Below are 25,844 nucleotides of genomic sequence, written 5' to 3' on the forward strand. Positions count from 1 at the left end.
AATATGGTTAGAAGTCCACTTTTTTTACTCATTTCTAGTATTATTTGCATATTAGTTGGATTCTATATCCGATCAAGTTATATTGAAATTTTCGCATCGGTTATGGGGATTATTAATGTTTGGTTACTTGCAAGGGAAAAGGTATCAAACTTTTTATTTGGGATGATTACAGTTGCGGTATTTTTGTATATTTTCACTACACAAGGCTTATACGCAATGGCAGTATTAGCAGCCTTCCAATTTATATTTAATGTGTACGGTTGGTATTACTGGATTGCGCGTAGTGGGGAGGAGAAGGTAAAACCGACAGTTCGCTTAGATTTGAAAGGATGGATTATTTATATACTTTTTATTTTAGTTGCTTGGATTGGTTGGGGATATTATCAAGTCCGTTATTTAGAATCGACAAGTCCATATTTAGATGCTTTAAACGCTGTATTAGGATTAGTAGCTCAATTTATGCTGAGCCGAAAAATCTTAGAAAATTGGCATTTATGGATTTTGTATAACATATTTAGCATTGTGATTTATATTTCAACGGGCTTATACGTCATGTTAGTATTAGCTATTATTAATCTATTTTTATGTATCGATGGCTTGCTAGAATGGAAGAAAAACCATAAAGAGCGAGAATGTGTAAATAATTATATTTAGAAAATAATTGTAATCAAAAACCCCCCTGAAGCATATACGTTTCAGGGGGGTTAAATATAGTGTGAATTTATGCTTTTGTCATACCAAGCAATACAGCGCCGCCGATAATTAAAACACTACCTAGAGCAATAAAGATTAATTGACGTTTTGTTTTCTTTTCACCTAAGAAGACAATCGCACCGAATGTTGAGATAACGATTCCAGTTTGAGATAATGGGAAGCTTGTCGCTACTCCGACACGTGGTAATGAAAGAAGTAAGAATAAGTTTCCTGTTCCCCAAAGTAAACCAGATACAGCATTACGAATTGCATATTTGTTAAATGGTTTATGTTTAGACGTCAGTACAACCGCACCAACGAACATACCAACTGCCTGTGGTAAAATAGCAGACCAACCATCGATATTATACCAACGAATAATAATTACATATACAAGATAGCCGAAAGTAGAAACAATTAAAGTAAGAAGTCCCTTTTTCAATTGTCCTGGTGGCTGTGCATTTTCTTTATCATCTAGTGATGTGAATACTACACCAATTACGATTAATAGGATTGCAATCGTTCCCAGAACAATCGTTGTAGTAGTAGTCCACTCACGAAAAGCGATAACTCCAAAGATAGAAGTTGCAACAAGTTGCATACCAGTAGAAATAGTTACAGTAGTTGAAACACCTAGTTTTTCAACTGTTTTTAATTGGTTTACTTGTCCTAAAGCCCAGAATAAACCTGAAATAAAGCCAACAATCAAGACTGTCATTGTTAAAGTTGGTTGAGTAAATACATACATAGTTGTTGCGAAGAATAGAGCACCGATTGTCATACCTACCGTTTGGCTATATGCACCACCGCCCATTTTTACGCTTACTAATAAGATGTTTCCCCATGCGATTGCAGGAAGAAGCGCTAATAAAATGTCCATTACAAGACTCCCTTCGGTTTTCTATACCAATATAATTACATATCGTTCTAACGATCGGTAATGCCCCACTAATAGAGTAGAAGATTACCGATCGCTAAAACAGGATGAAGAATTTACGATATAAATGCGTTTTCATTTCTTCATTTTTTGAAACACTTTCATATAATAACAGGAAATTACCTATTTTAGAAAGTGAATTCAAATAAAATGTATATTTAAATAAGAGTAAAAATTCAGTTATAAATCAAATCATTTTATTTTCCGGGAAATAAAAAGCAACTTTTGTCGAAAGTTGCTTTAAGAAGTAGTAATTCTTCTATTAATGAGTTGAATGCATAGTAAGAATAGAAGGGACATACTAATCGTTATGATTACAAGTGTCCAAGCTAGTTGCATATTACTCGCATCAATAGCCATATAAATCGCCGTTGGAATCGTCTGAGTTTTGCCAGGTATATTTCCTGCAAACATTAAAGTTGCACCAAATTCACCGAGTGCGCGAACAAAGCTTAAAATCATACCGCTAAGTAGTGCGGGGAATGCAAGTGGGAGTGTAACATGTAGAAAAACTTGATATTCACTTGCACCAAGATCGCGCGCGCCATCTTCAATTTGTATATTTGCGATAGAAAATCCTGTTTTTGCTGATTGGTACATGAGCGGAAATGCAACGACTGTAGAAGCAATGATAGCAGCAGTAGATGTAAACATAATGGACTGCTGAAATAATGATTCAATCCACTTTCCAATGGGACTGTTATTTCCAAAAATGATAATTAGAAAAAAGCCGATAACAGTTGGTGGAAGCACCATTGGTAATAAGAAAATAGTTTCTAGTAGTACTTTATATCGCCACGAGGAGCGCGCTAATGCTCGTCCAATAATCGTTCCTAAGATCGTAACGATTATTGTGGCGCACGCAGCTACCCGCAAGGATAGAAAGACAGGTGACAAAATTGCATCAAAGCTCATAGCGATTATGGCAGGATTGTAAATCCATATTTCTTAAAGATAGATTGTGCATCTTTTGATTGTAAATACTCATAGAATGAAGTCGCCTCTTTCTTATGCTTAGATTCCTTTATAACACCTAAAGGATAGTGGATTGGCTCATGAGAATTAGCTGCTACCGCTTCTACAATTTTTACCTTGTCTGAAACGAGAGCGTCTGTTTTATATACAATACCAGCATCAACATTACCTGTTTCTACATATGTTAACACTTGGCGAACATCTTTTGTAAATACGATTTTATTTTGAACGTCATTCCAAAGATTTTCATATGTGAGAGAAGCTTTTGCATATTTTCCTGCAGGTACAGATTCGGGTGTACCAAGTGCGATCTTCTTGATTTTCTCATCCTTTAAATCTTGAAGTTTTGTAAGAGCACTATCTTTTGGAACGACTAGAACCAGTTCATTTCCAAGAAGGTTTTTCCCTTCTTTTTCATTAATAAATCCTTTTTTAACAAGAGTTTGGAATTTATCCTCTGCTGCAGAGAAGAATAAATCAGCAGGCGCACCTTGTTCGATTTGTTGTTGAAGTGCACCAGAAGCACCGAAGTTAAAAGAAAGTTGAATAGTTGGTTCTTTCTCTTTATATTGCTTTTCAATTTCTTTTAATGCATCTTGTAAACTTGCAGCAGCTGATATAGTCAGCTCCACTGATTCTCCCTCTTTAGCAGCTGACTTTTCTTCACTTGAACAAGCTACACTGAATATAAGAAGAAAAGAAAGTATAAGTACCCCAATGGATCGTAAAGTAAATTTGTTCATAAAAAATCTCCCTTCGTTTACTAAGTTAATTATAACTAAATATAAATAATTATAACTAGTTATAATTGAATATAATTTGAACGATATAGTTGTTTTTAAAAACTAGGAGAAATATTCTTTTCTTTGTTACAATGAAGGAAGAAAGTGAGGAATCGTCTATGGATCATCATTCCTACACAACGGAAGAAGTAGCAAAGCAATTAAAAGTATCAAAATTAACTGTATATGACCTAATTAAAAAAGGAGAACTTCCATCTTATAGGGTTGGTAGACAAATGCGCATTGATGCAGCTGATTTAGAACAATATATAAAGCAAATGAAAACAGGGAAGGTACAATTTACTCCTGTAAAGAAGGACGAAATTAGTAGTTCGAATACACGCATCATTAGTGGTCAAGAACTAACGTTAGATATGTTGGCAAAGCATATAGAAAATCGATTGCCAAATTCTAATATATTGAGAGCGTATCAAGGTAGTTTAACGAGTTTAGTGAAGATGTACCAAGGAGAAGGAAGCGTCGTTAGTTTACACTTATTTGATGGTGAAACGGGTACATATAATGTTCCTTACGTAAAACGTATTTTAGTCGGACAACCATATATTATGATGAATTTATTAGCAAGAAATGTTGGGTTTTATGTGCAAAAAGGGAATCCACAAAATATAAAAACATGGGCTGATTTAGCTCAGTCATCTATACGATTTGTAAATCGAGAAAAAGGTTCTGGTATTAGGGTGTTAGTGGATGAGCAATTGCGAATTCGAAAATTAAGTAAAGAAGATATTAACGGGTATGAATGGGAAGAATCGAATCACCTTGGTGTTGCCTCGCAAGTCGCGAATGGAAAAGCTGATGTTGGGGTAGGATCAGAAAAGGTTTCGCAAATTGTGAACGTAGACTTTATTCCAATAATGAAAGAACAGTATGATTTAGTACTTCTGAAGAATAAAGAAAATGATGAACTTATTGAGGTTATAAAAGGAATTTTGCAATCTGAAGAGTTTCACAATGAATTAAAAGCAATTGGTGGATATGATATAAGTAAAACAGGCCAAATTATATATGAAACAAACTAAAAAGCTGCTTGTCTATAAGACGAGCAGCCTTTTCTATATAAAGGGGGTTGGGAAAACCAATTGTTAAACGAGACTTTGAGCAAGTGCATAAATGAATGCAGTAAGAAGAGTAGCTCCACTTGCAAGTCCGATAAAGTGAAACTTTAATCAGTGAGGGCGGGGTATCCCTCGCTGATTATTAGCCCTCACCAATCGGGCTTTTACGGGCAGTTGATCCCAAACCTAACTTCTTTGATTTCGCTGAATTTTGAAGTGGGAGTCTTACTGCCCGTTAATGCGGGATAAAGTCTGATTTGTTGAAAGTAATGTTGTTCATTATAATCTCTCCTTATTTGTTTAATGTAGTTGCAACAGCTTTTGCATCGACAAGTGCGGATAGCACCATGCCCATTGTATTGGAAAATTTGTTTGATTTCATTTTGTTCATCATGCGTATCCGCTCCTTTTCGAATTGTTGTTGCCCTGCTTTCTGTCTTAATTATATGAAATATGGCTGCCTGCAACTATCGAATTAGCTTACGGGAGGATTACACTTTTGTAAGAAAAAAAGACATTCATGTAAGAATGTCCTTCAAAGCATATTGATATGATGGTGCTCTTTAATTGTTTTTAAAAAGCTGCGCATCGAATTGGTCATGTAACTATCTTTACGGCGTATGAAAACAGTTGAAATACTGCCGTATTTCTCCGGAATTGGATGGCAGTGGACTTTACCTGCTGTAGAAAGGTGCTGCACCGCAGACTGGGGGACGAGTGTAATCCCAAGACCGAGCGCTACGCTATTTAATATAGTTTCTAATATGTTAAACTCCATAATTCTTTTTGGTAGCAAACCTTCATCTTTAAGCCATCGTTCAAGCTTGGAACGGTATCCACATCCTTGATTAAAAACGAGTAGGGGCGTCGTAGTAAATTCTTCTATATGAAAAGCTTTATTTTGTGTAACAAGCATTAATTTCTCAGTACTAACATCGTATTGTTCAATTAGTGGATGTTTAATAGGACCTGATATAAAAGCGCCATCTAATTGATGATCAAGTACTTCTCTAATAAGTTCTTCCGTTAGACCGGCTTTTAATGATAAATCGACATTTGGATAGCTTTTATAGTAAGAAGACAAGATGGTAGGTAATGTACTGACTGTTTCGACTGTACCAATTTTTAATATGCCAGATGGTGTTTCACTATCTAAAAACACTTGTTTTAGCTCTTCAACATCTTGCAAAATTTTATGAACGTAAACGAGCATCTTTCTTCCTTCAGCTGTTAAAGTCATGCCTCGCTTATGACGGTAAAAGAGAGGTGTTTTCAGCTCGTTTTCTAATTGTTTAATACGTGCGGTTACATTTGATTGTACGTAATTTAATTCCTTTGCTGCGCCGCTTACACTACCGCGGTCGGCAACGCTCTGGAAGATTTGTAAGTCTCGTAATTCCATTTTATGCTCCTCCTTGATGTTAACTATCATTATAAATGATAGTTAACATCATTTTGAATCATTTTACGTGATATATTTTTTCTTTTACAATTCTCTTTGTGCAAATAGAAAGAAGCGGGGGATTGTGGTGAGAAAAGGTCAAATGATAATAGGTGCTTTGGCATGTTTAATTGCAAGTATGTCATGGGGAGCGATGTTTCCGGTTGCTGATCATGCTCTAGAATACATAGATCCATTTTATTTTTCGTTTATTCGTTATGGAGCGGTAGCAATTGTATTGATTGCATTATTGCTAATGAAAGAAGGAAAGAAGGCATTTCGCTTAGAAGGAAGAGGAAAGTTACTCGTCTTTTTTGGAACAATGGCGTTTACTGTATATAATGTATTAATTTTTCTAGGACAAATGTTAATGGGAAAATCAGGTGTGATGGTAGCTTCTATTATGGAGGCGCTTATGCCGATGATTTCAATTTGTATTTTATGGGGATATAAAAATATAAAGCCGAAGAAGTATATGATAACGAGCATGATTATCGCGTTTGTAGGGGCTATATTTGTTATTACGAAAGGTGATATGAGTTTCTTTTTAACATTGAAAGATAACATGTTTTCGCTAGCATTTATATTTGTTGGTGTTGTAGGATGGGTAATTTATACGATGGGTGGTCAAACGTGTAGCGATTGGTCAACATTACGCTATTCTACTTTGACGTGTGTATTGGGTACAACTGTCACAGGGATTATAACTGTAGTCATTACAGTGCTTGGATATGTGTCTGTTCCAAGTATGGAAACGATTTCTATTGTGAAGTATGATTTGTTATTTATGATGACATTACCAGGTATCGTAGCACTACTTGCTTGGAACTACGGTGTGAAAATCTTATCATCCATTAATGGTATTTTATTTATTAACTTTGTGCCAATTACTACGTTAGTTATTATGATGATACAAGGGTATAAAATAACGACATTTGATATTGTAGGAACATTATTTGTTATTGCAGCGCTTATTCGTAATAATGTTTGTCAGAGAAAAGAAGAAAATATAAATAAACAAATTTTGCAAGAAAAGCAATTGCGTCAAGCTGTTTAATAGGCAACTGGAGGATTTTATATGTTAGAAAGTTTATTGTTTTTCTTTGCTGCTGGAGTTGCCTGCGAGCTTGCAGCAATTAATCGAAACGGTCGTAAAAATATTAAACAACAAGCTGAACTGATACAACTTTTAAAAGACTTGAAGGAAAGAAAAAATTTAAAAGACGACCGGGCATAGACGGTCGTCTTTTCTATTATTATTTATATAAAGGGGAAAGGGGACACAAAGTTATATAAGCGTAGCAGCGTAAATGAAAGCAGTAAGAAGAATCGAGCCGCTAGCTAGTCCTAAAAAATCTAATTTATTAAAAGTCATGTTATTCATTATAAATTCTCCTTACTTGTTTAATGTAGAAGCAACAGCTTTTGCATCGATAAGAGCGGAAAATACTATGCACATTGTATTTAAGAAATTGTTCGTTTTCATTTTGTTCATCATATAGATCCGCTCCTTTTCAAATGGTTGTTGTTACTTTCTGACTTAATTGTATAAGATAGTGGAGGGAGCCACTATCGAATTAGCTTACAAGAAAATTACACTTTTGTAAGAATTGAAATTTAACAATAAATACTTATTTTTATTACCAACTCCTAAAACTTAGTGTTATAATCGTTGTAAGAAAATGATTATACTTCGGATATTCAGAAAGGAACGAAACAAATGTATAAACCAATTACATTTTCGTTGAAATATATATTTAAAATGGCTGGGAAGGTAGAAGTACAAGGGAGAGAGAAATTACCGGAAGATGGCCCTTACGTTGTTGCGTGTACACATACAAGTTTTATGGATGTTTTAATGTTAGCGGCAGGAATGTACCCAACCCAAATTCATTACATGGCAAAAAAAGAATTGTTTGAAGGGAAATTTAAAAATTGGTTTTTTAAAAATGTAAATGCATTCCCTGTAGACCGTGCGAATCCAGGGCCAAGCACATTAAAAATTCCATCACGTTTATTAAAAGAAGGAAAAGTAGTAGGGATTTTCCCGAGTGGGACGAGGTCATCAGAAGACGTTTCACTAAAAGCTGGGGCTGTTACGATTGCAATGCGTTCTAACGTTCCGTTAATACCGGCAGCTTATGTTGGTCCATCAAGTATAAAAGAATTGATAAAAGGAAAAAAAGCGCGATTAGTTTTTGGAGACCCAATTCAAATCGATGCTGAAGAACAAATAGATCGAAAAACGGCTATGAAAATGATGACAGATGAATTAAATGCAAAGTTTGAAGAACTAAAGGAAGTTTTGCAGCCAAATCAAAAATAAGAAAAGACGATCGTGCATAGACGGTCGTCTTTTCTATTATTAGTTGAACCAATCGGGATTTTACAGGCAGTTGATCTCCCGCCTAACTTCCTCGCATTCGCCGAATTCTGAGGTGGGAGTCTTACTGCCCGTTAAAGCGGGATAAAGGGGAAAGGGGACACGAAGTTATAGTGTAGCAGCGTAAATGAAAGTAGTAAGAAGAACCGTGCCGCTAGCTAGTCCTAAAAAATCTAATTTATTAAAAGTGATGTTGTTCATAATGCATTCTCCTTACTTGTTTAATGTAGAAGCAACAGCTTTTGCATCGATAAGAGCGGAAAATATCAAGCTCATTGTATTTAAGAAATTGTTCGTTTTCATTTTGTTCATCATATAGATCCGCTCCTTTTCAAATGGTTGTTGCCCTGTTTCTGACTTAATTATATGAAATGTTGCGGAGAGTCACTATCGAATTAGCTTACAGGAAAATTACACTTTTGTAAGAAAAACGAATGAAAGTGTCATGATGAGAAGATTTGACATATGTTCATGTGATTCATTAAGTTAAAAGTAGAGGTGAGTGTATGGCTAATATTAAAGATATTGCAAAGATGGCTGGGGTTTCAGTTACGACTGTTTCGAGGGTATTAAATGATCATCCATATGTAAGTGAAGAAAAAAGGAAAGTTGTTTTAGAAATAGTTGAGAAATTGAATTACTCGCAAAATGCAAATGCTGTTCATTTATCAAAAGGGAAGACGAATATTGTTGGCGTGATTTTACCTTATATTAATCATCCGTCTTTTGATGCGATGGTGGGTGGAATGATGGAAGTTGCGTTAGCTCATAATTACAGGGTGCTTCTTTGTCAAACGAACTACAATAAAAAAGAAGAAATGAAAAGTTTACATATGTTGAAAACAAAGCAACTAGACGGTCTTATCATTTGTTCTCGTGCTAATGAGTGGGAAACTATAGAGCCTTATGCAGCGTATGGGGCGGTTATTGCTTGTGAGGATAATGATATTGAAAGCATATCGAGTGTATATACAGATCATTTTAATGCCTTTCAATTAGGGATGAGTTACCTTATTGAAAAAGGTTATAAGAAGATTGGATATTGTACGGGAAGAAAGTTAGGGCCAAGTAGTAAGAAACGTTTTGATGCTTATAAACAACAGCTACAATTAATAGATGAAGAAGTGATGGAAGATCGGATTTTCACAGAATGCTTTACGTTAGAAGATGGTGTAAGAGTTGCACATCAATTCAAGGAGATGGAGAATCCTCCTGAAGCATTAATAGTGGCAGGAGATGAGGTCGCTATTGGGATCATGACAGAAGTTGAAAAATTAGGTATTAAAGTTCCGGAGGATTTAGCGATTATTGGTTTTGATAACCAACCGATTTCTCAAGTTTTACAACTGACAACCATTGACCAAAATTTAAAGGGAATAGGTAAGACGGCTTTTGAAATGTTTTATAGGCAAGTAAGTGATGAGAGTTCTAAACAAGAAAAGATGGAAATTCCGTATAAACTTGTAGAACGCTCGACGGTTTAGTATTTATCCGTTATGTGTATAATCACATAACGGATTATTTTTTGAAATGTCTTTGACAGGAAACGCGTTTCATACTTTATAAAAGAGTTACACCGGTCTGTAATAATCCATGGATTCTTTTCAAGTGTTAAAACAATGAATAGAATTTGGAGGAATATGCATGAATGAACTTTTATTAAGTATGAAAAAATATGTAGAGGATGACGAAAAGATTTTAGCGTTTGTCGTAGGGATATTTGAAAAGGATGACTTTACTTTATGTTATCAACATGGGATTTTTGTTGCCACTACTAGACGTCTTCTATTTTACGGGAAATTTTCGTGCTATCCTGCGATATTTGAAGAGTATTCGTATTTGCATATAGATGACATAGATTTCCGTCCATATTTCGAATGTACTTGTAATCGTGAAACCATTAGAGCTAAGTATATTCAGAGTGGGAATGTGGAGCGCTTTGTCCGTACAGTTAGAGCGAATATGAATAATTAATCACCCCTTTGTTTAAACATAATATCTTGGTCTTTGTGAGGGGAAATGCGGAATAAAAACAACTTCTAAACCTCTAGGAGATAGTGATACAATGTCAAATGGGGGGAGGTATGAACTATGGTTAATCAACGTATAAAGGAAATAACACTAATTACAATTGGTTCATTATTATTCGCAATTGGTATTAATTACTTTGCAATTCCAAACCGTTTATCAGAGGGTGGAATTATTGGTTTAACGGTTGTTACGTACTATTTATTTGATTGGTCACCAGGAATTGTGAATTTTGGTTTGAATGCAATTTTATTAGCTGTAGGTTATAAATTTTTTGATAAGAAAACGATGGTTTACACAATTATAGGTATTGTGGAAACCTCTTTGTTTTTATATGTTACAGAACATATCGAATATCAAGTAAATAGTGATACGTTACTAGCAGCTTTATTTGCTGGTGTATTTGTAGGTATCGGATTAGGCTGTATGTTCAAAGCTGGAGGTACATCAGGAGGATCGGCAATTTTAGCTCGACTAGCAAATCAATATTTAGGTTGGAGCGTTGGTAAAGGCGTACTTATTATTGATATCGTTGTAATTGCGGGTTCTGTATTTATAATAGGACAAGAAAAGGCAATGTATACACTTGTAGCTGTATTTGTCGGAGCGAAAGTAATTGATTTCATCGTGGAAGGTATGGATACAAAAACAGCTGTTACAATCATTTCAAATCAACCGGATTTAATACGTGAAACTATTACAAAAAACATGACACGCGGTGTCACTGTATTAGAAGGACGCGGCGGATATACTGGTAAAAATAAAGAAGTTTTATATATCGTTATTAATAAACAAGAGCTTGTTAAGTTAAAGCAAGTTATTAGTAGAGTGGATGAAGATGCCTTCGTTGTCATTCACGATGTGCGTGATGTACTTGGCGGTGGCTTTAAAGCAAGCTAAAAGGTGAACGAGAAAATTCGTTCATCTTTTTTTTTATTCTTACAAAAATGTAAGGGTAATGTAATGGGATTGAATGGTAGATTAAATTCCTGCTCTTTAGAATGGATGTATAAGTATCCTGCAGAGGAGGAAGATCAGTATTATGAAGAAAAAAATAATTACTACTGTAATAGCTATGGTAGTGATAGTAGTAGTATTACTACCTACGAAACTTGGACCAGTTATTGATAAATATAATCCGCTTTATACGACGAAAGAATACTATACAATTGTGGATGCGATTGGTCAGCATGTCGGTGATGAATGGTATGAATATGAATTTATTGCATTTGATGAACGTGGAAGAGAACAAAAAATAAAGAAGACTGTTAAGCATATGTTAAAGAGAGATGAAGCATTAAAGGTGTACGCAAAAGGACGCTACGGCGAGGCAATTGAAGAAATTGAAGCTGTAAATATTCCTATTAAGGCGAAGAGTAAACTTTTAACGATGAGATAGCGAATTATACCCCCGCCTATTTTTTGTCGAAAATAAAAATACTAGGTAGGGGTATTTTAGGTTCGTGAAAAAGCCTTAGTCCATATGGACTAAGGCTTTTCTTATTATATAAAGGGAAAGGGGGTACATTGTAGTAGCATGAGTGAAAGGTATAAGAAGAGTCGGCTACTAGCAATGTAATTTGGTTATGTGAGTGTTCTTCTTATTTGGCTTACTTTCTAACTTTATTGTACGAAATATAGGTAAGGGAAACTATCGAATTACATTACACATAGCTTACAAACATGTAAGCCTTCTGTAATGTAATTCGATGGTTAAAATATAGTAAATTTCATATAGTGTAACTAGAAAGTCTCACTGTATCACTTTCTGTTTGTAATGTTAATGAAGAATGAAAAACCAACTAATTTTTAATAGCCCTCATCTCTATTTAGATGAGGCTCTTTTTCAAACCTTACAACATTGTAAGGTTTACGTAAGTTAATTCGATAGTAATTTTGTCATATTTTTTGCATAATAGATACAAATAGATAAAAAATAATTAGGGATATATTAAGAAGGGAGAAAACTGGGATGCGTAAAGAAGAAGTAGTGAAGTTTCCAATTAAAGATTTCTGTAGCTACTTTACTGTTGCCGTAGTATGTATTGGATTATTTGATATAATAACAAATTTAATTGTTAACTAATATAGATGATAAAACAAGAAGGAAGACCCTTTCTTGTTTTTTTTATGGGGGCATAAAGATGAAATGGATTGATAGTCATATACATGTTGATCAATATGAGAATGAAGAGAAAAGTAGATTATTTATAGATGTGGAAAACAGTAAAGAGATACAAGGTCTTATTGCAGTATCTATGAATTATCAATCATGTCTAGAAACTTTATCTTTAGCAAAGCGATATCCTTTTGTACATCCAGCAATAGGTTTTCATCCGGAGCAGCCGATTCATAAAGAGGAATGTGAGCAAATTTATAAATTAATTGAAGATCATGTAGATGAAATTGTTGCGATTGGTGAAGTGGGACTCCCATATTATTTAAGGAAAGAAGATGAAAATATTGCTATTGATCCATACATAGCGGTGTTAAAAAAGTTTGTGGAACTAGCTAGTAAATACGATTTACCAATTATATTGCATGCGGTTTATGAAGATACTGACACTGTATGTGATTTACTTGAAGAATATAAAGTTTCGCGTGCACACTTTCATTGGTTTAAAGGAAGTGAAGAGACAATGAAACGGATGATGAGGAACGGTTATTATATTTCTATCACACCGGATGTTTTACATAAGGAGAAAATTAGAAAAATCGTTTCGTATTATCCGCTTGAATATATGATGGTAGAAACAGATGGGCCGTGGGAATTTCAGAAGGATACGATGACACATCCTTATATGATAAAAGATGTATTACAAGAAATTAGTATAATAAAAAAAATATCAGTAGAGACAGTTACTGAGCAAATATATGCGAATACGGTGCGATTTTATGACTCTAATTTTTTCGCACGTCTTAATAATAAAAGAAAGACAATTATAATGAACCCAATTATAAGGAAGAACCCATATTGTTTTATATAATCAATTATGTCATTCGCACTTGTTGGTTTTTCAACGTGAATGCCGTCTTTATTAGTAGTAATATGAATATCTTTCATTTTTACTTCATTCGTTTCTTTTTGTAAATCAATCCACTCTATGTTTGGAATACTTTCTAGTTCTTTTAATACTTCTTTTAATGGTTCAACGCCCAAGTAAGGATGATAAAATGCACCGATAATTCCATCAGATAGTTTAGTGATAGATAAAGCACGTTCTTTCATTTTTGCTATAGCTTGTGGCTTACCTTCTTCAATAAAGCCAACAGTTTCAGGAATTAATTTCATCCCATGTAAAAATGACGGTGTACTTATATAAGCCGGTGAGTGCATTGATTTCCAAGTTGTATCGTTTAGTTGTATTTGTCCTACATAAGTTGAAAAATATTGTGATAGTATTTCATATCCTGTTTGAGACATTGTATAGTGCGGAGCTTCAAAGACAACTGGATATAATTTAGCTTCTACAAGCTCTGTAATCCCTTTTTCAATATGATCTTTAATATATTTTTCTTCGAAGGCTTTCCCGTTTTTTACGTATTTATTATAGTCTTCTGTAGACTGAAAATCTTTTTTGTTTTTGATTTTTCATGGTTTGGTTGGCGAATTGGTTGATCTGTTTTTACATCCCAAAATTCAAAGCCTTCGCCAGTTTCACTATCATAAAACTGATGTGTGTAACCATGCATAACGATAGAGCCACCATTATCTTGCATAAAGTGTAAAACATCGATTAATTCAGAGTTATCCTTTAAATGTACTGTTTTTCCTGTGTCTGGATCTTTGTAAACAGGGATAACGGTAATCATATAAGGGAGCTTTTTCTCTTTTAGTAATTCAGCGATTTCTTTTAATTGCTTTACATCTACAGCTGGATGAACGTCTTCAAGGCGTAAATAAGCTGAAGTTTTATTTGTTTCAGGTTTTTGTCCGAAATAAGAAAATAACATTTCACCGACGTAATGAGACATCCAATCGAAAAGGTTTGGGGTTGCAACATAATAGGATGTTCCTTGCTGAATGATTAACGGATGAGTTCCATCAGCACTCAAGGCGTAAGCAAGAGTTTTTCCTTTTGTTTCAATTTTCTTCATTAAGCGTTCTTCATGTAATTCATTTTTTAACTGGTTAGTCGGATATTCTATAGTGTGAATTCGTATATCGGTTTCTTTCGAGGTAATGAAAGAAAAACGATTAGATAATTGTTCAACATTTTGTCCTAAAACTAATATGGGACCTGAGAAGTTTTCTAGAAATTGTTTTGCTGCAATAGAAAAATCTTCTTTTTTCTCTCCGATATAAACAATATGTGTATAAGAAGATGATTCAGTACGTTCCTTTACTTCCTTTAAGCTTTTTACTGTTATATCTTTTGTAAAGTGCCCTAACTGAGTATTAAGGATTTGTACATTGTTTGTAATTTTGTTGTCTTCTGTACTATACAAAACGAGTACTTTTGATTTTGATGATGTTTGTGCAGAGGTATGTATAGGAATGAGTAGTAAAATGCTGAAAAAGATTAGTAGAGTTCTTTTCATTTATTTATTCTCCTATTATATATATAGAATTCAATTTACAATTATATACAAAAAAAAGTTATAGTCCATGTAAGTTACATTTTTGCACGTATTTACCATATGTTTTTTCGCAAAATCGGTCTAAAGCATGATGATAATATGTATAGTAATTTGCTATGATTGAAAGGTAAGAGAATGATAGAGTGTTGGTAATTGTAAAAGGAAGGCTGAAAGGGGACAAATTTCAGCGGAGAAAGAGGTAGAGGTAGTGAAGAAATTCTTTGTAGGATTTTTAGTTGTTCTTGGAGTGTATTTATATTTCCAAGGAAAGTCTGAAGGAATGGGTAAGCTAATGAATGAAACAAGCTATGTTGATTCAGAAGAAGCAAAACAGATGAAACAAATCATTATAGAGGAAGCAAAGAAAGTAAACCTTCCGGAATGGATACCTCTTACAATTGCCGAACATGAAAGTAGGTTAAATCCAAGAAGTGTTGGAGATAACGGAACTTCATTCGGATTGTTTCAATTACACCGCGGTGGTGGGCTTGCGCCAGATCATTTAACTGATGAAGAGCTGAAAGATCCACGTACAAATGCGCAAATTGCAATGCCGCATTTAATGAAAGGTTATAAGCGCGGGGTGCAAAAAGGTTTGACTGATTTTGCATTACTGAAATATATAGCGAATACATCTGGATGGCCAGGGAATTTAGGACCAGAGTGGACGGATAACAATATGAAGTATAACATCGGATTAGAGGATGTATACTATCGAAATAAAGGTGTAATCAAAGAGTAGGTTTTCTATACCTACTCTGTTTTTTTATGAATAATTTCATCCTTTTCTTGCGTGAAATACTGCGCTAGTTGTATTTTCACATCTTCTAGTTTTGTAGAAACTTGCGGTATTTTATATCCTACATACAACGGTGAAACGACAAACCTAGGAACAACTTTACAAATGATTTTCCTGTTTAAGTAATAGAAGAATAAGTTATAACTACTACATCCTTTATGGAAATCTGTCAGTATGTAACGTACAGTTTGCTGAATATAATTGGCCATTTCATCTATAAATGCAATATCTTCAATGATGATATTAAATTCAGTAAAGCCGATAATAGGACGCTCTGAAATATTGAGTTCAATGCGTTCATTTTTTTGAACAATTACCCCTTGGAAATTTGCTTCCTCAATATTTTCAAGATAGTCTACATGTTTCATTCCGATAATTTGCATATGTGCATGATGCAAACTTCCGCCTGAAAATGGACCATGATTTTTGTATAAAATCACAGAAGTGAATTCTTCATTTTCCTGTAAGTTTAACCAATGGAGAATAGAGAAGCGAATTAGTTTTCTCATATGTTCTTCTGTATATGTTGCGATATGGTCTTCGCAATTATCTGTTTCGATTAGCACGGTTTGAAAGGTATCCTTTAATGTAGGAAATTTATTTTTTAACCAAATAATAGAGCCCTCAGTTGCTAAAATATCCGTTAAATTTTCTCTGTCACAAAAAGGACATGCAGCGCTTCTGTTCCGAATGCTTTCTGGTTTTTGTTTACCGATATCGTTTAAAAAATATAGTTGTTGTGTATCCATTTGTATATGCCCCTTTAAAATATATGTAAAAATCCCGCTTAATACATTCGGGAAAAGGAGAAGGAAATCCTTTAAAGGGAATAGGGAAAAATAAAAGACAAGATATCCTCATTGCAATAGGGTACCTTGTCTTTTATTTTTTCTTTAATAGTGTGTATGGATAATACAGAGCATTTTCATTTTGTTTCTTTTTTCTATTTTTTATTGTGTATAAGGCAATTGCTGTACTTGCGATTACAATAATGGCTTTCTTCATATTCATATACCCCTTTTTATTGTTGGTTTAATTCTTGGCTAACTGCTTTCGCATCAACTAAAGCATGTAAGATCATTTTTACCATGTTCATCATAGTTCTTTCCTCCCTTTTATAGTTCGTTTAGTTCTTTTACAACTGCTTGTCCGTTCACTAATACCTCAAAGATTGCTTTTACGATTTCTTTCATCATGATTGTTTCCTCCTTGTTTTTGTCTCTCTTGTTTATATCTTTATTGTATAGGGAGGCATCTTTTCGTACTATCGCTTTCCATTACGTGAACATAACAGTTTTGTAAGATTTGATGTCACTTATTGAAATGTTTAGTCTATCTTCATTATTTTCAGAAAAATGACTATTCAAACATAAATCGGGGAAGTATAATAAAGAAGTAAGTATTAAATTCCGTACGAAAGGAGTGAATGAGATGAAATGTTCTTTAGCTACGCGCGCAAAATTTTTAGATTATATCTATATTTGTCGTGCGATTTTTCATGATGCAGTTGTTAACGGGATACGTATGCCCTTTTTTAACAATTGCATAGTAGCTATTGAACGATAGAAGTCTCTTCACCCATTTTTGATAAACGTGTGAAAAGGGAGCTATTTGGCTTCCTTTTTCTATGACAAAAACCATGGGGAATGTTTCTTTCCCATGGTTTTTTATATTGAAAGGAGTACGGAAAATGACAATTTGTAGTGTAAATAATGTAAAGAAATCTTTTGGTGGAAACATCATATTTGAAAATATATCGCTTGAAATAAAGAATGGAGAACGTATTGGATTAGTTGGTCGTAACGGTAGTGGGAAGACAACTATCTTTCAGCTTTTAACAGGAATTGAGGGTTTGGATGCAGGGGCTATTCATGTGAAGAAAGGTACGCGCATTGGTCATGTAGCACAAATTCCAAAATTTAATAATGAAATGAATGTATATGATGTATTAAGCTCCGCTTTTAAAAAGGAAAAAGAGTTGGAGATAGAAATGCATGCTTTAGAAAAAAATATGGCGGAAGAACAGGAATCATCTGCTTTACAAAAATTGATGGAGAGATACGGAGTAATTCAAGAAAGGTACGCGTTTCTCGGTGGTTATGAAATAGAAGCGAATATTATGAAGGTAGCAAATGGTCTACAGGTGACGGAACTATTTCGAAGGTCATTTATGGAGATAAGTGGTGGAGAACAAACAAAAGTAAGCCTTGCGTATATGCTATTGCAGAAACCAGATCTACTTTTGTTAGATGAACCAACAAATCATTTGGACTTATTTGCAGTCGAGTGGTTAGAGCAATTTCTAAAAGAATATACAGGAACAGTTATGGTCATTTCGCATGATCGCTATTTCCTTGATGAAGTTGTAACGAAAATTTTTGATTTAGAAGATGGAGAAATTCACGTATATCATACGAACTATTCACAGTTTGTTGAGGAAAAGGAAGAAAGGCTGCTTCAAGAATTTCAAGCGTATCAAGAACAGCAAAAGAAAATAAAGAAAATGAAAGAAGCAATTAAGCGCTTGCGAGAATGGGCAAATCAAGCGAATCCGCCGAATGAAGGATTGCATAAGAGAGCCAGAAATATGGAACGTGCATTAGAGCGCATAGAGAAACTAAAGAGACCCATTTTGGATAGAAAACAGATGGGACTTCAGTTTGAAGGGCAAGAGAGAAGCGGGAAAGATGTTGTTGTAATGAAAGAAGTGAGTAAAGGATTTGATGAACGATCTTTATTCGAGAAAGTAAATTTGCATATTCGTTTTCAGGAGCGCGCAGCTATCGTTGGACGTAATGGTACAGGAAAGACTACGTTATTAAAACTATTACTAAAAGAAATGCAGCAAGATGCTGGAGAAATTCGGATTGGTAGTAGTGTGAAAATCGGTTATTTATCGCAACATGCGTACGGGAATATGAAGAACAATGTATTGGAAGCTTTCAGAGATTGCGTGGCTGTAACAGAGGGGGAAGCAAGACATATATTAGCTCGTTTCTTATTTTATGGTCCAGCTGTTTTTAAGAAAGTAACACAACTTAGCGGTGGGGAAAAAATGAGGTTAAGGCTCGCGCAACTTATGTATCAAGATGTTAACTTTCTTATTTTAGATGAACCGACGAATCATCTTGATATTGAATCAAGGGAAGTTTTAGAGGAGGCCCTTGAACAATATAATGGGACGATTTTAGCTGTTTCACATGATCGTTATTTCTTAAATAAATTGTTTGAAAAGACATATTGGATTGATGAGCACAAATTATTTGAGTTTGCAGGGAACTATGCATGGGCTCGTCAAAAGTGGGAAGAAAGAATTGAGAAACAAGTAGTAAAACAGAAGCAGCAACAGCAAGGGAATAAAGCGTTAGAAGTAATGCCTATAAAAAAGAAGAAGTCTAGGGATTTAGAGGCAGTTGAAAATGAGTTAATGCATATAGAAGAAGATATATATGCACTCGAATGTAAAATGGAACATGTAGTTGATGTTGAAATGCTTGAACAATTATATGAAGAAAAAACGAAAAAAGAGTTTTTACGAGCGGAGTTATATAATGAGTTAGAGAATATTGTGGAGTAAAAAGTAGAAAGCTAATTCCTTTCAGTTTTGCTGAAGGGATTAGCTTTCTTTTTTATCCCGCTATTTGCAGGGCAGTAAGACTCCCACCTCAAAATTAGGTTGGAGCAAAGAAGTTAGGTGGGAGCCCTGCTGCCCGTAAACACCCGATTGGTGAGGGTTAATAATCGGCGGGGGATGAACAAAACCCCCACCGATTAAAGTTTAACTTTATAATAATATTTTACGTAAGGGATAAATAAAAAATGTGTTTCACGTGAAACAGTAATTTTGATAAATTTATGTTACGCAATTTTCATCCAGCAAAAATTCCATATCGAAATTGAAGAACTGGTAAAGAGAAAAATAAATGTTATCAAAAGCTTTTTCAATAATAGTAATTACAGAAGTGTAGGCTAATTATTTCCCGAGACATAAGTATGCGTGATAGAGACTCATGGTTGAAAGTAAAAAAAGAAAGCAGAGTTACAGCTTTACGCGCTGAACTCTGCTTTCTTTTTGTGTGGTATCTTCCCTTGTTGAAATTATAATAGCGATCCCGAGCATAATAAAAAAAGCTAAAAAGAGGACGAACTTTGGGAAGAAAGGGAATAGTAATAACGCCCCGACTATTATGATTGTTAATAATACATAGTGCAGGACATATTGGAATAGGTTGTCCATATTTTCGCCCCCTTCTTGGTAGTTAATTGTTATTATTCTATGCGGGGCTATTAGGTAATAGAAGGTGTTTTTTATTTTTTGAAAGACATCAATTAGCAAGGATTGACATAACTAGTGAAAAGGAATAATCTTGAAATTAATTCACACTATTTTTATAGGTAAAGTAAAGATAGTTGCAGAATTGGCGTTATGTTACCACTTAATAAAAAAACAGGAAAGTAAGGGTGAGAATTATGCGAAAGGTTTTTAAAGGGTTACTTTTTACGTTTCTTAGTACATCGCTTTTATTAGCAGGATGTGCTCAAGAAGAGACAAGTACAAATGAAGCAACAAAGATGCCGAAAGTAAAAGATGAGTTTATTAAAGCGAGTGACAAAGCAAAAAGTCCAGCAAAGGCAAAAGAAAGAAAGGATACCTTTGTAGTGGGAATGCCGAGCCCTGGCGGGATATTCCTTCCGCATTTTATGGAAAATGGGTGGGACGGTAATATAACACAAGCTATCTTTGCTCCTCTCGTTGGATTGGATAAGGAGGGGAAACCAATTCCAATTCTAGCGAAGAAATGGGATATTTCGGAGGATCAGCTTACATATACGTTTCATTTGAAAGATGATTTAAAGTTTAGTGATAGTTCACCGTTAACAGCGGATGACGTAGCATTTACATTAACTGTACTACATGATCCAACTTATAGTGGTGCAACGGACATAAGCCAAACAGCAATAAAGGGTGGGCAAGCATATAAAGAAGGAAAGGCTACATCTATTGAGGGGATTCAAGTCATCGATCCGAAAACAATTACGATTACAACTGAAAAGGTAAATGCCCAAACATTATCGTTAATTGGTGGAGAAGTTATATCAAAAGCTTATTACGGTAAAGAATATAAGCAAGGGAATTTAGAGTATTTAAAAGAGTTATATGGAAAACCGATGGGAGCAGGAGCTTATAAACTAGATAAATATATTCCAGGTCAAGAAGTTCGCTTTGTAGCAAATGAAAATTATTTTGAAGGTAAACCGAAGATTGAGCACTTTATTTATAAAATCACAAAAGGTGATACGAAGCTGCAACAATTTCAAGCGGGCGAAGTAGATTATGATGGCTTCACGACAAATGCGGAGACGATTGAACAATTAAAAGAGTTAGGCTTTGCTAATGTTAATGTGTATACGGGAAGTTCGTACGGTTACATTAAAATGAATTATAAGAAGTCATACTTTAAAGATAAACGTGTACGCCAAGCGTTTATTTATGGATTAGAGCGTCAAAAGGTCATTGATACATATTTCCAAGGATACGCTTCACTCGTTAATGTACCAATTACACCAGTTTCGTGGGCGTATACAGAAGAAGGAATCAATAAATACGAATATAATTTAGAAAAGGCGAAGAAATTGCTCGATGAAGCTGGGTGGAAAGCTGGATCAGATGGTATTCGTGAAAAAGATGGCCAAAAATTGAAGGTAAGTTATTTTGCTTCTTCTGCAAGTAAAATCAATGATGTGATGATCCCCGTTATGAAGGAGGATTATAAAAAGATTGGGGTAGATTTCAATCCTGAATACATGGACTTTAATACGATGATTTCCAAGGTAATTAAAGGAGATTATGATTTAGCGATGGTCTCCACACCGATGATTGATGATCCGAGCGGAACAATTGAGGAGTTTGTTTCGACAAGTAAGCGTAATTATGATGGATATCATAATCCGAAAGTAGATGAATTAGCTAAGCAGGCATTAGAAACATTGGATATTGAAAAACGAAAAGAAATCTATAAAAAACTATATCAAGAGTTAAGTGAAGATCCACCTGTTATTTTCTTAAACAATAGTAAAGTCGTGTCTGCACATAATGCACGAATTCAAGGATTACAAGAAGATAATTATAATGGTATTTTGTTAAGTTTACCTAAATTGAATATTGCTCAATAATTTTCGGGGAATTATCGAAATATTTATATAGAAATAATTGACAAAATATACTGAAAGATATAAGCTAATAACCATAAAGTCTACCGGAAAGGTCGGAATAAGATTGTTACCCCTCAAAAACAACTATTTTTTTATAACTAAAACCGACTTTTCCGATTGGCTATAAAATGTTGCTGTGGGAGGCATACATTAGGCAAGCAGTTCATAAGGTGTAATTATTAAAAAAAAGTTAGGGTGGGGACAATGAAGAAAAAGACAAAAAAATGGGCTGGTGTATTTTCGGTATTACTGAGTAGTTCGCTTGTGTTATCTGCTTGTGGGGGACAGGAGGATACGGCTTCTACAGAACCAGTAAAACAGCAAGATTTAAAAAATATAAAAGTTGAAAATATTGCTGCGACAGATAAGACGAAAATACCAGATAAAGCGAAGAATAGAAAAGATACGTTAGTAGTTGGTATTAGTAAACCGGGCGGCGTATTTTTACCATATTTCCAACAAAATGGTTGGGATGGAAACGTCACTTCAGTTATTTTTGCATCTCTTGTATCTACAGATAAACAAGGAAAACCAACTCCAGAATTAGCTGAGAAGTGGGATATTTCCTCTGATCAGTTAACATATACATTCCATTTACGTAAAGATTTGAAATTTAGCGATGGTTCACCATTAACAGCAGATGATGTAGCGTTCACATTGACGCTTTTACATGATAAGGCATATGAGGGTGACAAAGACATTTCTCAATATGCTGTTAAAGGTGGTAAAGAATATAAAGAAGGAAAAGCAACTTCAATTGAAGGTATTCAAGTTGTTGATCCGCAGACAATTAAAATTACAACTGAAAAAGTTAATTCACAGGCACTAACAGCCTTAGGTGGAGAGGTATTATCAAAAGCTTATTATGGAAAAGATTATAAACAAAATACAAGCTTAGATTACTTAAAAGCGTTATATGAAAAACCGATAGCTGCGGGTCCATATAAATTTGAAAAGTATATCCCAGGGCAAGAAGTGCGATTTGTAGCAAATGAAAATTATTATGCGGGTAAACCAAAAATTCCAAACTTCATTTATAAAATTACTTCTGGTGATACGAAGCTTCAATTATTCCAAACAGGTGAGGTTGACTACACTGGCCTAGGTACTGGTGACGAAGTTCTTGAACAGGCTAAGGCTTTAGAATTTGCAAATATCCAAATCGAAACAGCAGCGTCATTTAGCTATATTTATATGAATAATAATAAGCCGTACTTAAAGGATAAAAAGGTTCGACAAGCACTTATTTACGGATTAGATCGTAAAAAATATGTTGATACAGCATTGAAAGGATACGGTACGGTAGCTAATGTACCAATTCATCCAACTTCTTGGGCTTATACGGAAGAAGGAGTTAATAAATATGAATACGACAAAGAAAAAGCGAAAAAATTATTAGATGAAGCAGGATGGAAAGTTGGTTCGGATGGAATTCGTGAAAAAGATGGTCAAAAATTAAAGCTTTCTTATTTCGGCCCAAGTTCGGCTAAAGATAGCGATTTATTAATTCCGATTGCAAAAGAGAATTATAAAGAAATAGGTGTAGAATTTAACCCTGAATTTATGGACTTTAATACTATGCTTTCGAAGGTAAACAAAGGTGATTATGATTTAGCTTCTGTTTCGACACCAATTACAAGTGATCCGAGTGAAACAGCTGGTGAATATTTGTCGGGTGTCAATGAGAAGAGTCTTGGTTATAAAAATGCAAAAGTAGATGAGTTAATTCAAAAGGGTATTGAAACGGTAGATATTGAAAAACGTAAACCAATCTATAAAGAACTGTATAAAGAATTAAGTGATGATCCACCAGTAATTCTATTAAACTATCGTAGAACAATTACTGGTTATAACGGGAATATAAAAGGAATTGACCCTGAAAAATACAATAGTATTAGTGCAAACTTACCAGCTCTATCTATCGAAAAATAACGAGAAGAATGTATAAGTAGAAGACATTTTTTCATTCGGCAAGTAGTGTGCCGCTTTGAAAAAATGTTCTTCTATTTTAAGCATAAGATTGGAGAGAAAAAGGGTGAAAACATATATCATTCGTAGGCTGTTACAAATGATTCCTACACTGTTGGGGACATCGATTATTATCTTCTTCCTGTTCGCACTTCTTCCAGGAGATTATATTGATTCAAACCCGAAGATTACACCGGAAAGAGCAGCTGAACTTAGGGAATTGTATGGATTGAATAAACCAATTGTTGAGCGATATTTTCACTGGCTAGGTAATGCATTGCAGGGGGACTTTGGTTTTTCTCTTCAATATCAAGAATCTGTAACGTCATTATTAAATAAATTTATATGGAATTCGTTTATTGTTGCGATTATTGCATTGTTCTTTATTTGGCTAATTGCACTTATTATCGGTGTGTTTTCAGCGACAAAGCAACATTCTTTATTCGATAAGCTTGTAACAATTGGTGTATTTGCAGCGATGTCATTTCCTTCATTCTTTATCGGTTTGTTTTTAATTAAAGTGTTTGCGGTTGACTTTAAGCTGTTACCGATAGGCGGGATGATTGATGTTGGGAGTAATTCAACTGGGCTTGCTTACGGAATAGAAGTTGCAAAGCATATGGTTTTACCCGTATTTATTTTAACTCTTCTTGGAGTTGGCTCATTAACTCGTTATTTTAGAACGAGTATGTTAGAGGTTGTACGGCAAGATTACATTCGAACGGCTAGAGCAAAAGGTTTAAAGGAGAAGACCGTTATTTATAAACATGCATTAAAAAATGCAATTTTGCCGGCTATTACATTGCTTGCATTTGAATTACCAGGGTTGTTTTCAGGGGCAATTATTATAGAACAAATTTTCAACTGGCCAGGTATCGGTAATATTCAATTAGAAGCATTAAATTTTCGTGATTATACGGTATTAATGGCATTTACGATGTTTCTTTCGTGTTTGACAATTGTTTCAAACTTTTTAGCGGATATTGTATATGCAGTTGTTGATCCACGTATTCGGTTGAAGTAAGGGGGGGAAAGAGATGGAAACTGTTACAGCAACTACGGAAAAAAAAGAAAAAAAGAAAAGAAGGAATGAATCATCGCCGTGGAGGCAAGCTTTTAAAAGGATAAAGAAAAATAAAATGGCACTTATAGGATTTTACGCATTAGTTTTTATGTTTTTATTTTGTTTTATTGGTCCATTCTTTTCACCGTATGCATCAGGAAAAATACAAGTTACGCTAATTAACAAACCACCTAGTTTTTCTCATTGGCTTGGCACAGATCAATTAGGAAGAGACATTTTAACGAGGCTTATGCAAGCAGGACGGATTTCATTAACAATTGGCTTAGCCTCAATGGTGTTATCCGTTATACTAGGTGCTTTATTAGGAGCGATTGCAGGTTTCTACCGTGGTATCGTCGATAATATTATAATGCGTCTTGCGGATATTTTAATGTCGATGCCAGGATTACCGTTACTTATTATAATGGGAGCTATTTTATCAGAATGGAAAGTACCATCTGATTATCGTCTTTATGTCATTATGATCATTTTAAGTTTAGTAGGTTGGCCAGGACTTGCACGCCTCGTACGAGGTCAAATTTTATCGCTGCGAGAACAATCGTTTATGCAAGCTGCTGATGTACTCGGGATAAACGATTACCGGAAAATTGTATATCATTTAATCCCAAATGTTCTGCCGATATTAATTGTTGTATCCACATTAGGTGTTGCAGGTTCTATTTTAGGAGAGTCTGCACTAAGTTACCTAGGACTTGGCGTTGTCCCGCCTACACCATCGTGGGGAAATATGATTAGTGCAGCAAACTCATTAATCGATTTCCAAAAGCGTCCGTGGTTATGGATCCCGCCTGGTTTTGCAATCTTTATAACAGTTGTATCAATTAATATACTTGGCGATGCACTTCGTGATGCATTAGATCCAAAGATGAAGCGGTAGGTGAGAA

26 protein-coding genes and 2 pseudogenes are annotated in these 25,844 nt (G+C 34.6%); 17 read left to right on the forward strand and 11 right to left on the reverse strand.

Features of this window, described 5'->3' with window-relative positions:
- Positions 1–3 precede the first annotated feature (3 nt).
- Complete coding sequence (gene pnuC, locus JFU23_RS16690) at positions 4–654, forward strand: nicotinamide riboside transporter PnuC (RefSeq protein WP_201032340.1); 651 nt, start codon at positions 4–6, stop codon at positions 652–654.
- Positions 655–721: 67 nt separating this feature from the next.
- Here the strand turns inward: pnuC and JFU23_RS16695 are convergent, their stop codons facing one another.
- From JFU23_RS16695 to modA, 3 genes are all read right to left on the reverse strand, one after another.
- Positions 722–1,573 carry a GRP family sugar transporter gene (locus JFU23_RS16695; protein ID WP_002140141.1) on the reverse strand — a complete coding sequence of 284 codons (852 nt, stop codon included), beginning with the start codon at positions 1,571–1,573 and terminating at the stop codon, positions 722–724.
- A gap of 297 nt (positions 1,574–1,870) precedes the next feature.
- Positions 1,871–2,545: a molybdate ABC transporter permease subunit gene (gene modB / locus JFU23_RS16700; RefSeq protein WP_201032341.1), complete on the reverse strand. Its 675-nt coding sequence runs from the start codon at positions 2,543–2,545 to the stop codon at positions 1,871–1,873.
- Between the two features lie 5 nt (positions 2,546–2,550).
- Positions 2,551–3,348, reverse strand: a complete 798-nt coding sequence (gene modA / locus JFU23_RS16705) for a molybdate ABC transporter substrate-binding protein (RefSeq protein ID WP_002029395.1) — start codon at positions 3,346–3,348, stop codon at positions 2,551–2,553.
- A gap of 131 nt (positions 3,349–3,479) precedes the next feature.
- On the opposite strand from modA, the gene JFU23_RS16710 reads away from it, so the two are divergent.
- Positions 3,480–4,427 carry a substrate-binding domain-containing protein gene (locus tag JFU23_RS16710; RefSeq protein WP_201032353.1) on the forward strand — a complete coding sequence of 316 codons (948 nt, stop codon included), beginning with the start codon at positions 3,480–3,482 and terminating at the stop codon, positions 4,425–4,427.
- 63 nt (positions 4,428–4,490) lie between these two features.
- On the opposite strand, the pseudogene JFU23_RS16715 reads toward JFU23_RS16710, so the two are convergent.
- Together JFU23_RS16715 and JFU23_RS16720 are read right to left on the reverse strand one after the other, a co-directional pair.
- Positions 4,491–4,571 (reverse strand): annotated as a pseudogene (locus JFU23_RS16715) (DUF3948 family protein); the annotation flags it as partial.
- A gap of 427 nt (positions 4,572–4,998) precedes the next feature.
- On the reverse strand, positions 4,999–5,865 hold the full coding sequence (locus tag JFU23_RS16720) for a LysR family transcriptional regulator (protein ID WP_201032342.1): 867 nt from the start codon (positions 5,863–5,865) through the stop codon (positions 4,999–5,001).
- A 127-nt stretch (positions 5,866–5,992) separates the two neighbouring features.
- On the opposite strand from JFU23_RS16720, the gene JFU23_RS16725 reads away from it, so the two are divergent.
- Positions 5,993–6,961, forward strand: a complete 969-nt coding sequence (locus tag JFU23_RS16725) for a DMT family transporter (RefSeq protein WP_201032343.1) — start codon at positions 5,993–5,995, stop codon at positions 6,959–6,961.
- Between the two features lie 21 nt (positions 6,962–6,982).
- Positions 6,983–7,141: a YrzO family protein gene (locus tag JFU23_RS16730; RefSeq protein ID WP_002029389.1), complete on the forward strand. Its 159-nt coding sequence runs from the start codon at positions 6,983–6,985 to the stop codon at positions 7,139–7,141.
- Positions 7,142–7,192: 51 nt separating this feature from the next.
- Here the strand turns inward: JFU23_RS16730 and JFU23_RS16735 are convergent, their stop codons facing one another.
- A complete protein-coding gene (locus JFU23_RS16735) occupies positions 7,193–7,288 on the reverse strand; it encodes a DUF3948 family protein (RefSeq protein WP_002124767.1) in 96 nt (31 codons plus the stop codon).
- A 336-nt stretch (positions 7,289–7,624) separates the two neighbouring features.
- Here JFU23_RS16735 and JFU23_RS16740 point away from each other — a divergent pair, with 336 nt between their 5' ends.
- Positions 7,625–8,230, forward strand: a complete 606-nt coding sequence (locus tag JFU23_RS16740) for a lysophospholipid acyltransferase family protein (protein ID WP_002091412.1) — start codon at positions 7,625–7,627, stop codon at positions 8,228–8,230.
- Between the two features lie 165 nt (positions 8,231–8,395).
- On the opposite strand, the gene JFU23_RS16745 is transcribed toward JFU23_RS16740, so the two are convergent.
- On the reverse strand, positions 8,396–8,488 hold the full coding sequence (locus JFU23_RS16745) for a DUF3948 family protein (protein WP_113710253.1): 93 nt from the start codon (positions 8,486–8,488) through the stop codon (positions 8,396–8,398).
- A gap of 305 nt (positions 8,489–8,793) precedes the next feature.
- Between JFU23_RS16745 and JFU23_RS16750 the strand changes: the two genes are divergently transcribed.
- The 5 genes from JFU23_RS16750 to JFU23_RS16770 all read left to right on the forward strand — a co-directional run bounded on the left by JFU23_RS16750 (position 8,794) and on the right by JFU23_RS16770 (position 13,302).
- The gene (locus JFU23_RS16750) at positions 8,794–9,771 is read left to right on the forward strand and encodes a LacI family DNA-binding transcriptional regulator (protein WP_085308652.1); all 978 of its coding nucleotides are present in this window, start codon (positions 8,794–8,796) and stop codon (positions 9,769–9,771) included.
- Positions 9,772–9,931: 160 nt separating this feature from the next.
- Entirely contained in the window at positions 9,932–10,261 is a 330-nt protein-coding gene (locus tag JFU23_RS16755) for a PH domain-containing protein (protein ID WP_002091410.1), read from the forward strand.
- Positions 10,262–10,378: 117 nt separating this feature from the next.
- Positions 10,379–11,215 carry a YitT family protein gene (locus tag JFU23_RS16760; protein ID WP_002009911.1) on the forward strand — a complete coding sequence of 279 codons (837 nt, stop codon included), beginning with the start codon at positions 10,379–10,381 and terminating at the stop codon, positions 11,213–11,215.
- A 142-nt stretch (positions 11,216–11,357) separates the two neighbouring features.
- Positions 11,358–11,714, forward strand: a complete 357-nt coding sequence (locus JFU23_RS16765) for a YxeA family protein (protein ID WP_201032344.1) — start codon at positions 11,358–11,360, stop codon at positions 11,712–11,714.
- A 745-nt stretch (positions 11,715–12,459) separates the two neighbouring features.
- Entirely contained in the window at positions 12,460–13,302 is an 843-nt protein-coding gene (locus JFU23_RS16770; protein WP_242483521.1) for a TatD family hydrolase, read from the forward strand.
- Here JFU23_RS16770 and JFU23_RS16775 read toward each other — a convergent pair.
- A pseudogene (locus JFU23_RS16775) lies at positions 13,209–14,857 on the reverse strand (DUF2334 domain-containing protein). The gene JFU23_RS16770 and the pseudogene JFU23_RS16775 sit on opposite strands and share 94 nt — an antisense overlap.
- A 247-nt stretch (positions 14,858–15,104) precedes the next feature.
- On the opposite strand from JFU23_RS16775, the gene JFU23_RS16780 reads away from it, so the two are divergent.
- Positions 15,105–15,638 carry a transglycosylase SLT domain-containing protein gene (locus JFU23_RS16780; protein ID WP_000713256.1) on the forward strand — a complete coding sequence of 178 codons (534 nt, stop codon included), beginning with the start codon at positions 15,105–15,107 and terminating at the stop codon, positions 15,636–15,638.
- 11 nt (positions 15,639–15,649) lie between these two features.
- Here JFU23_RS16780 and JFU23_RS16785 read toward each other — a convergent pair whose 3' ends face one another.
- Together JFU23_RS16785 and JFU23_RS16790 are read right to left on the reverse strand one after the other, a co-directional pair.
- On the reverse strand, positions 15,650–16,444 hold the full coding sequence (locus JFU23_RS16785) for a DUF4931 domain-containing protein (protein WP_201032345.1): 795 nt from the start codon (positions 16,442–16,444) through the stop codon (positions 15,650–15,652).
- A gap of 133 nt (positions 16,445–16,577) precedes the next feature.
- Positions 16,578–16,706, reverse strand: a complete 129-nt coding sequence (locus tag JFU23_RS16790; RefSeq protein WP_002029408.1) for a hypothetical protein — start codon at positions 16,704–16,706, stop codon at positions 16,578–16,580.
- 420 nt (positions 16,707–17,126) lie between these two features.
- Between JFU23_RS16790 and JFU23_RS31075 the strand changes: the two genes are divergently transcribed.
- Both JFU23_RS31075 and abc-f read left to right on the forward strand, forming a co-directional pair.
- Positions 17,127–17,261: an RAxF-45 family protein gene (locus JFU23_RS31075; RefSeq protein ID WP_000650295.1), complete on the forward strand. Its 135-nt coding sequence runs from the start codon at positions 17,127–17,129 to the stop codon at positions 17,259–17,261.
- Between the two features lie 124 nt (positions 17,262–17,385).
- Positions 17,386–19,272, forward strand: coding sequence for a ribosomal protection-like ABC-F family protein (gene abc-f, locus JFU23_RS16795; RefSeq protein ID WP_201032346.1), 1,887 nt, complete (start codon positions 17,386–17,388; stop codon positions 19,270–19,272).
- 462 nt (positions 19,273–19,734) lie between these two features.
- On the opposite strand, the gene JFU23_RS16800 is transcribed toward abc-f, so the two are convergent.
- On the reverse strand, positions 19,735–19,932 hold the full coding sequence (locus tag JFU23_RS16800) for a hypothetical protein (RefSeq protein ID WP_002115459.1): 198 nt from the start codon (positions 19,930–19,932) through the stop codon (positions 19,735–19,737).
- Positions 19,933–20,165: 233 nt separating this feature from the next.
- On the opposite strand from JFU23_RS16800, the gene JFU23_RS16805 reads away from it, so the two are divergent.
- The 4 genes from JFU23_RS16805 (at position 20,166) to opp4C (ending at position 25,837) form a co-directional block, all read left to right on the forward strand.
- Positions 20,166–21,869, forward strand: coding sequence for an ABC transporter substrate-binding protein (locus JFU23_RS16805; RefSeq protein ID WP_201032347.1), 1,704 nt, complete (start codon positions 20,166–20,168; stop codon positions 21,867–21,869).
- 243 nt (positions 21,870–22,112) lie between these two features.
- Positions 22,113–23,840 carry an ABC transporter substrate-binding protein gene (locus tag JFU23_RS16810; RefSeq protein ID WP_201032348.1) on the forward strand — a complete coding sequence of 576 codons (1,728 nt, stop codon included), beginning with the start codon at positions 22,113–22,115 and terminating at the stop codon, positions 23,838–23,840.
- Between the two features lie 103 nt (positions 23,841–23,943).
- Complete coding sequence (locus tag JFU23_RS16815; RefSeq protein WP_002091399.1) at positions 23,944–24,900, forward strand: ABC transporter permease; 957 nt, start codon at positions 23,944–23,946, stop codon at positions 24,898–24,900.
- A 13-nt stretch (positions 24,901–24,913) separates the two neighbouring features.
- Positions 24,914–25,837 (forward strand): oligopeptide ABC transporter permease, encoded by a 924-nt coding sequence (gene opp4C, locus JFU23_RS16820; protein WP_000451066.1) that lies wholly within the window; start codon positions 24,914–24,916, stop codon positions 25,835–25,837.
- The last annotated feature ends 7 nt before the right edge of the window (positions 25,838–25,844 follow it).

The organism is Bacillus sp. TH50 (genome assembly GCF_016650565.1).
In the GTDB taxonomy this organism is placed as follows: Bacteria; Bacillota; Bacilli; order Bacillales; family Bacillaceae_G; genus Bacillus_A; species Bacillus_A mycoides.

Bases quoted from the DNA above. Each gene is read 5' to 3' on its own strand.
- pnuC (WP_201032340.1), top strand. From the start codon at position 4: ATGGTTAGAAGTCCACTTTTTTTACTCATTTCTAGTATTATTTGCATA.
- JFU23_RS16695 (WP_002140141.1), bottom strand. From the start codon at position 1,573: ATGGACATTTTATTAGCGCTTCTTCCTGCAATCGCATGGGGAAACATC.
- modB (WP_201032341.1), bottom strand. From the start codon at position 2,545: ATGAGCTTTGATGCAATTTTGTCACCTGTCTTTCTATCCTTGCGGGTA.
- modA (WP_002029395.1), bottom strand. From the start codon at position 3,348: ATGAACAAATTTACTTTACGATCCATTGGGGTACTTATACTTTCTTTT.
- JFU23_RS16710 (WP_201032353.1), top strand. From the start codon at position 3,480: ATGAAGGAAGAAAGTGAGGAATCGTCTATGGATCATCATTCCTACACA.
- JFU23_RS16720 (WP_201032342.1), bottom strand. From the start codon at position 5,865: ATGGAATTACGAGACTTACAAATCTTCCAGAGCGTTGCCGACCGCGGT.
- JFU23_RS16730 (WP_002029389.1), top strand. From the start codon at position 6,983: ATGTTAGAAAGTTTATTGTTTTTCTTTGCTGCTGGAGTTGCCTGCGAG.
- JFU23_RS16735 (WP_002124767.1), bottom strand. From the start codon at position 7,288: ATGAATAACATGACTTTTAATAAATTAGATTTTTTAGGACTAGCTAGC.
- JFU23_RS16740 (WP_002091412.1), top strand. From the start codon at position 7,625: ATGTATAAACCAATTACATTTTCGTTGAAATATATATTTAAAATGGCT.
- JFU23_RS16745 (WP_113710253.1), bottom strand. From the start codon at position 8,488: ATGAACAACATCACTTTTAATAAATTAGATTTTTTAGGACTAGCTAGC.
- JFU23_RS16750 (WP_085308652.1), top strand. From the start codon at position 8,794: ATGGCTAATATTAAAGATATTGCAAAGATGGCTGGGGTTTCAGTTACG.
- JFU23_RS16755 (WP_002091410.1), top strand. From the start codon at position 9,932: ATGAATGAACTTTTATTAAGTATGAAAAAATATGTAGAGGATGACGAA.
- JFU23_RS16760 (WP_002009911.1), top strand. From the start codon at position 10,379: ATGGTTAATCAACGTATAAAGGAAATAACACTAATTACAATTGGTTCA.
- JFU23_RS16765 (WP_201032344.1), top strand. From the start codon at position 11,358: ATGAAGAAAAAAATAATTACTACTGTAATAGCTATGGTAGTGATAGTA.
- JFU23_RS16770 (WP_242483521.1), top strand. From the start codon at position 12,460: ATGAAATGGATTGATAGTCATATACATGTTGATCAATATGAGAATGAA.
- JFU23_RS16785 (WP_201032345.1), bottom strand. From the start codon at position 16,444: ATGGATACACAACAACTATATTTTTTAAACGATATCGGTAAACAAAAA.
- JFU23_RS16790 (WP_002029408.1), bottom strand. From the start codon at position 16,706: ATGAATATGAAGAAAGCCATTATTGTAATCGCAAGTACAGCAATTGCC.
- JFU23_RS31075 (WP_000650295.1), top strand. From the start codon at position 17,127: ATGAAATGTTCTTTAGCTACGCGCGCAAAATTTTTAGATTATATCTAT.
- abc-f (WP_201032346.1), top strand. From the start codon at position 17,386: ATGACAATTTGTAGTGTAAATAATGTAAAGAAATCTTTTGGTGGAAAC.
- JFU23_RS16800 (WP_002115459.1), bottom strand. From the start codon at position 19,932: ATGGACAACCTATTCCAATATGTCCTGCACTATGTATTATTAACAATC.
- JFU23_RS16805 (WP_201032347.1), top strand. From the start codon at position 20,166: ATGCGAAAGGTTTTTAAAGGGTTACTTTTTACGTTTCTTAGTACATCG.
- JFU23_RS16810 (WP_201032348.1), top strand. From the start codon at position 22,113: ATGAAGAAAAAGACAAAAAAATGGGCTGGTGTATTTTCGGTATTACTG.
- opp4C (WP_000451066.1), top strand. From the start codon at position 24,914: ATGGAAACTGTTACAGCAACTACGGAAAAAAAAGAAAAAAAGAAAAGA.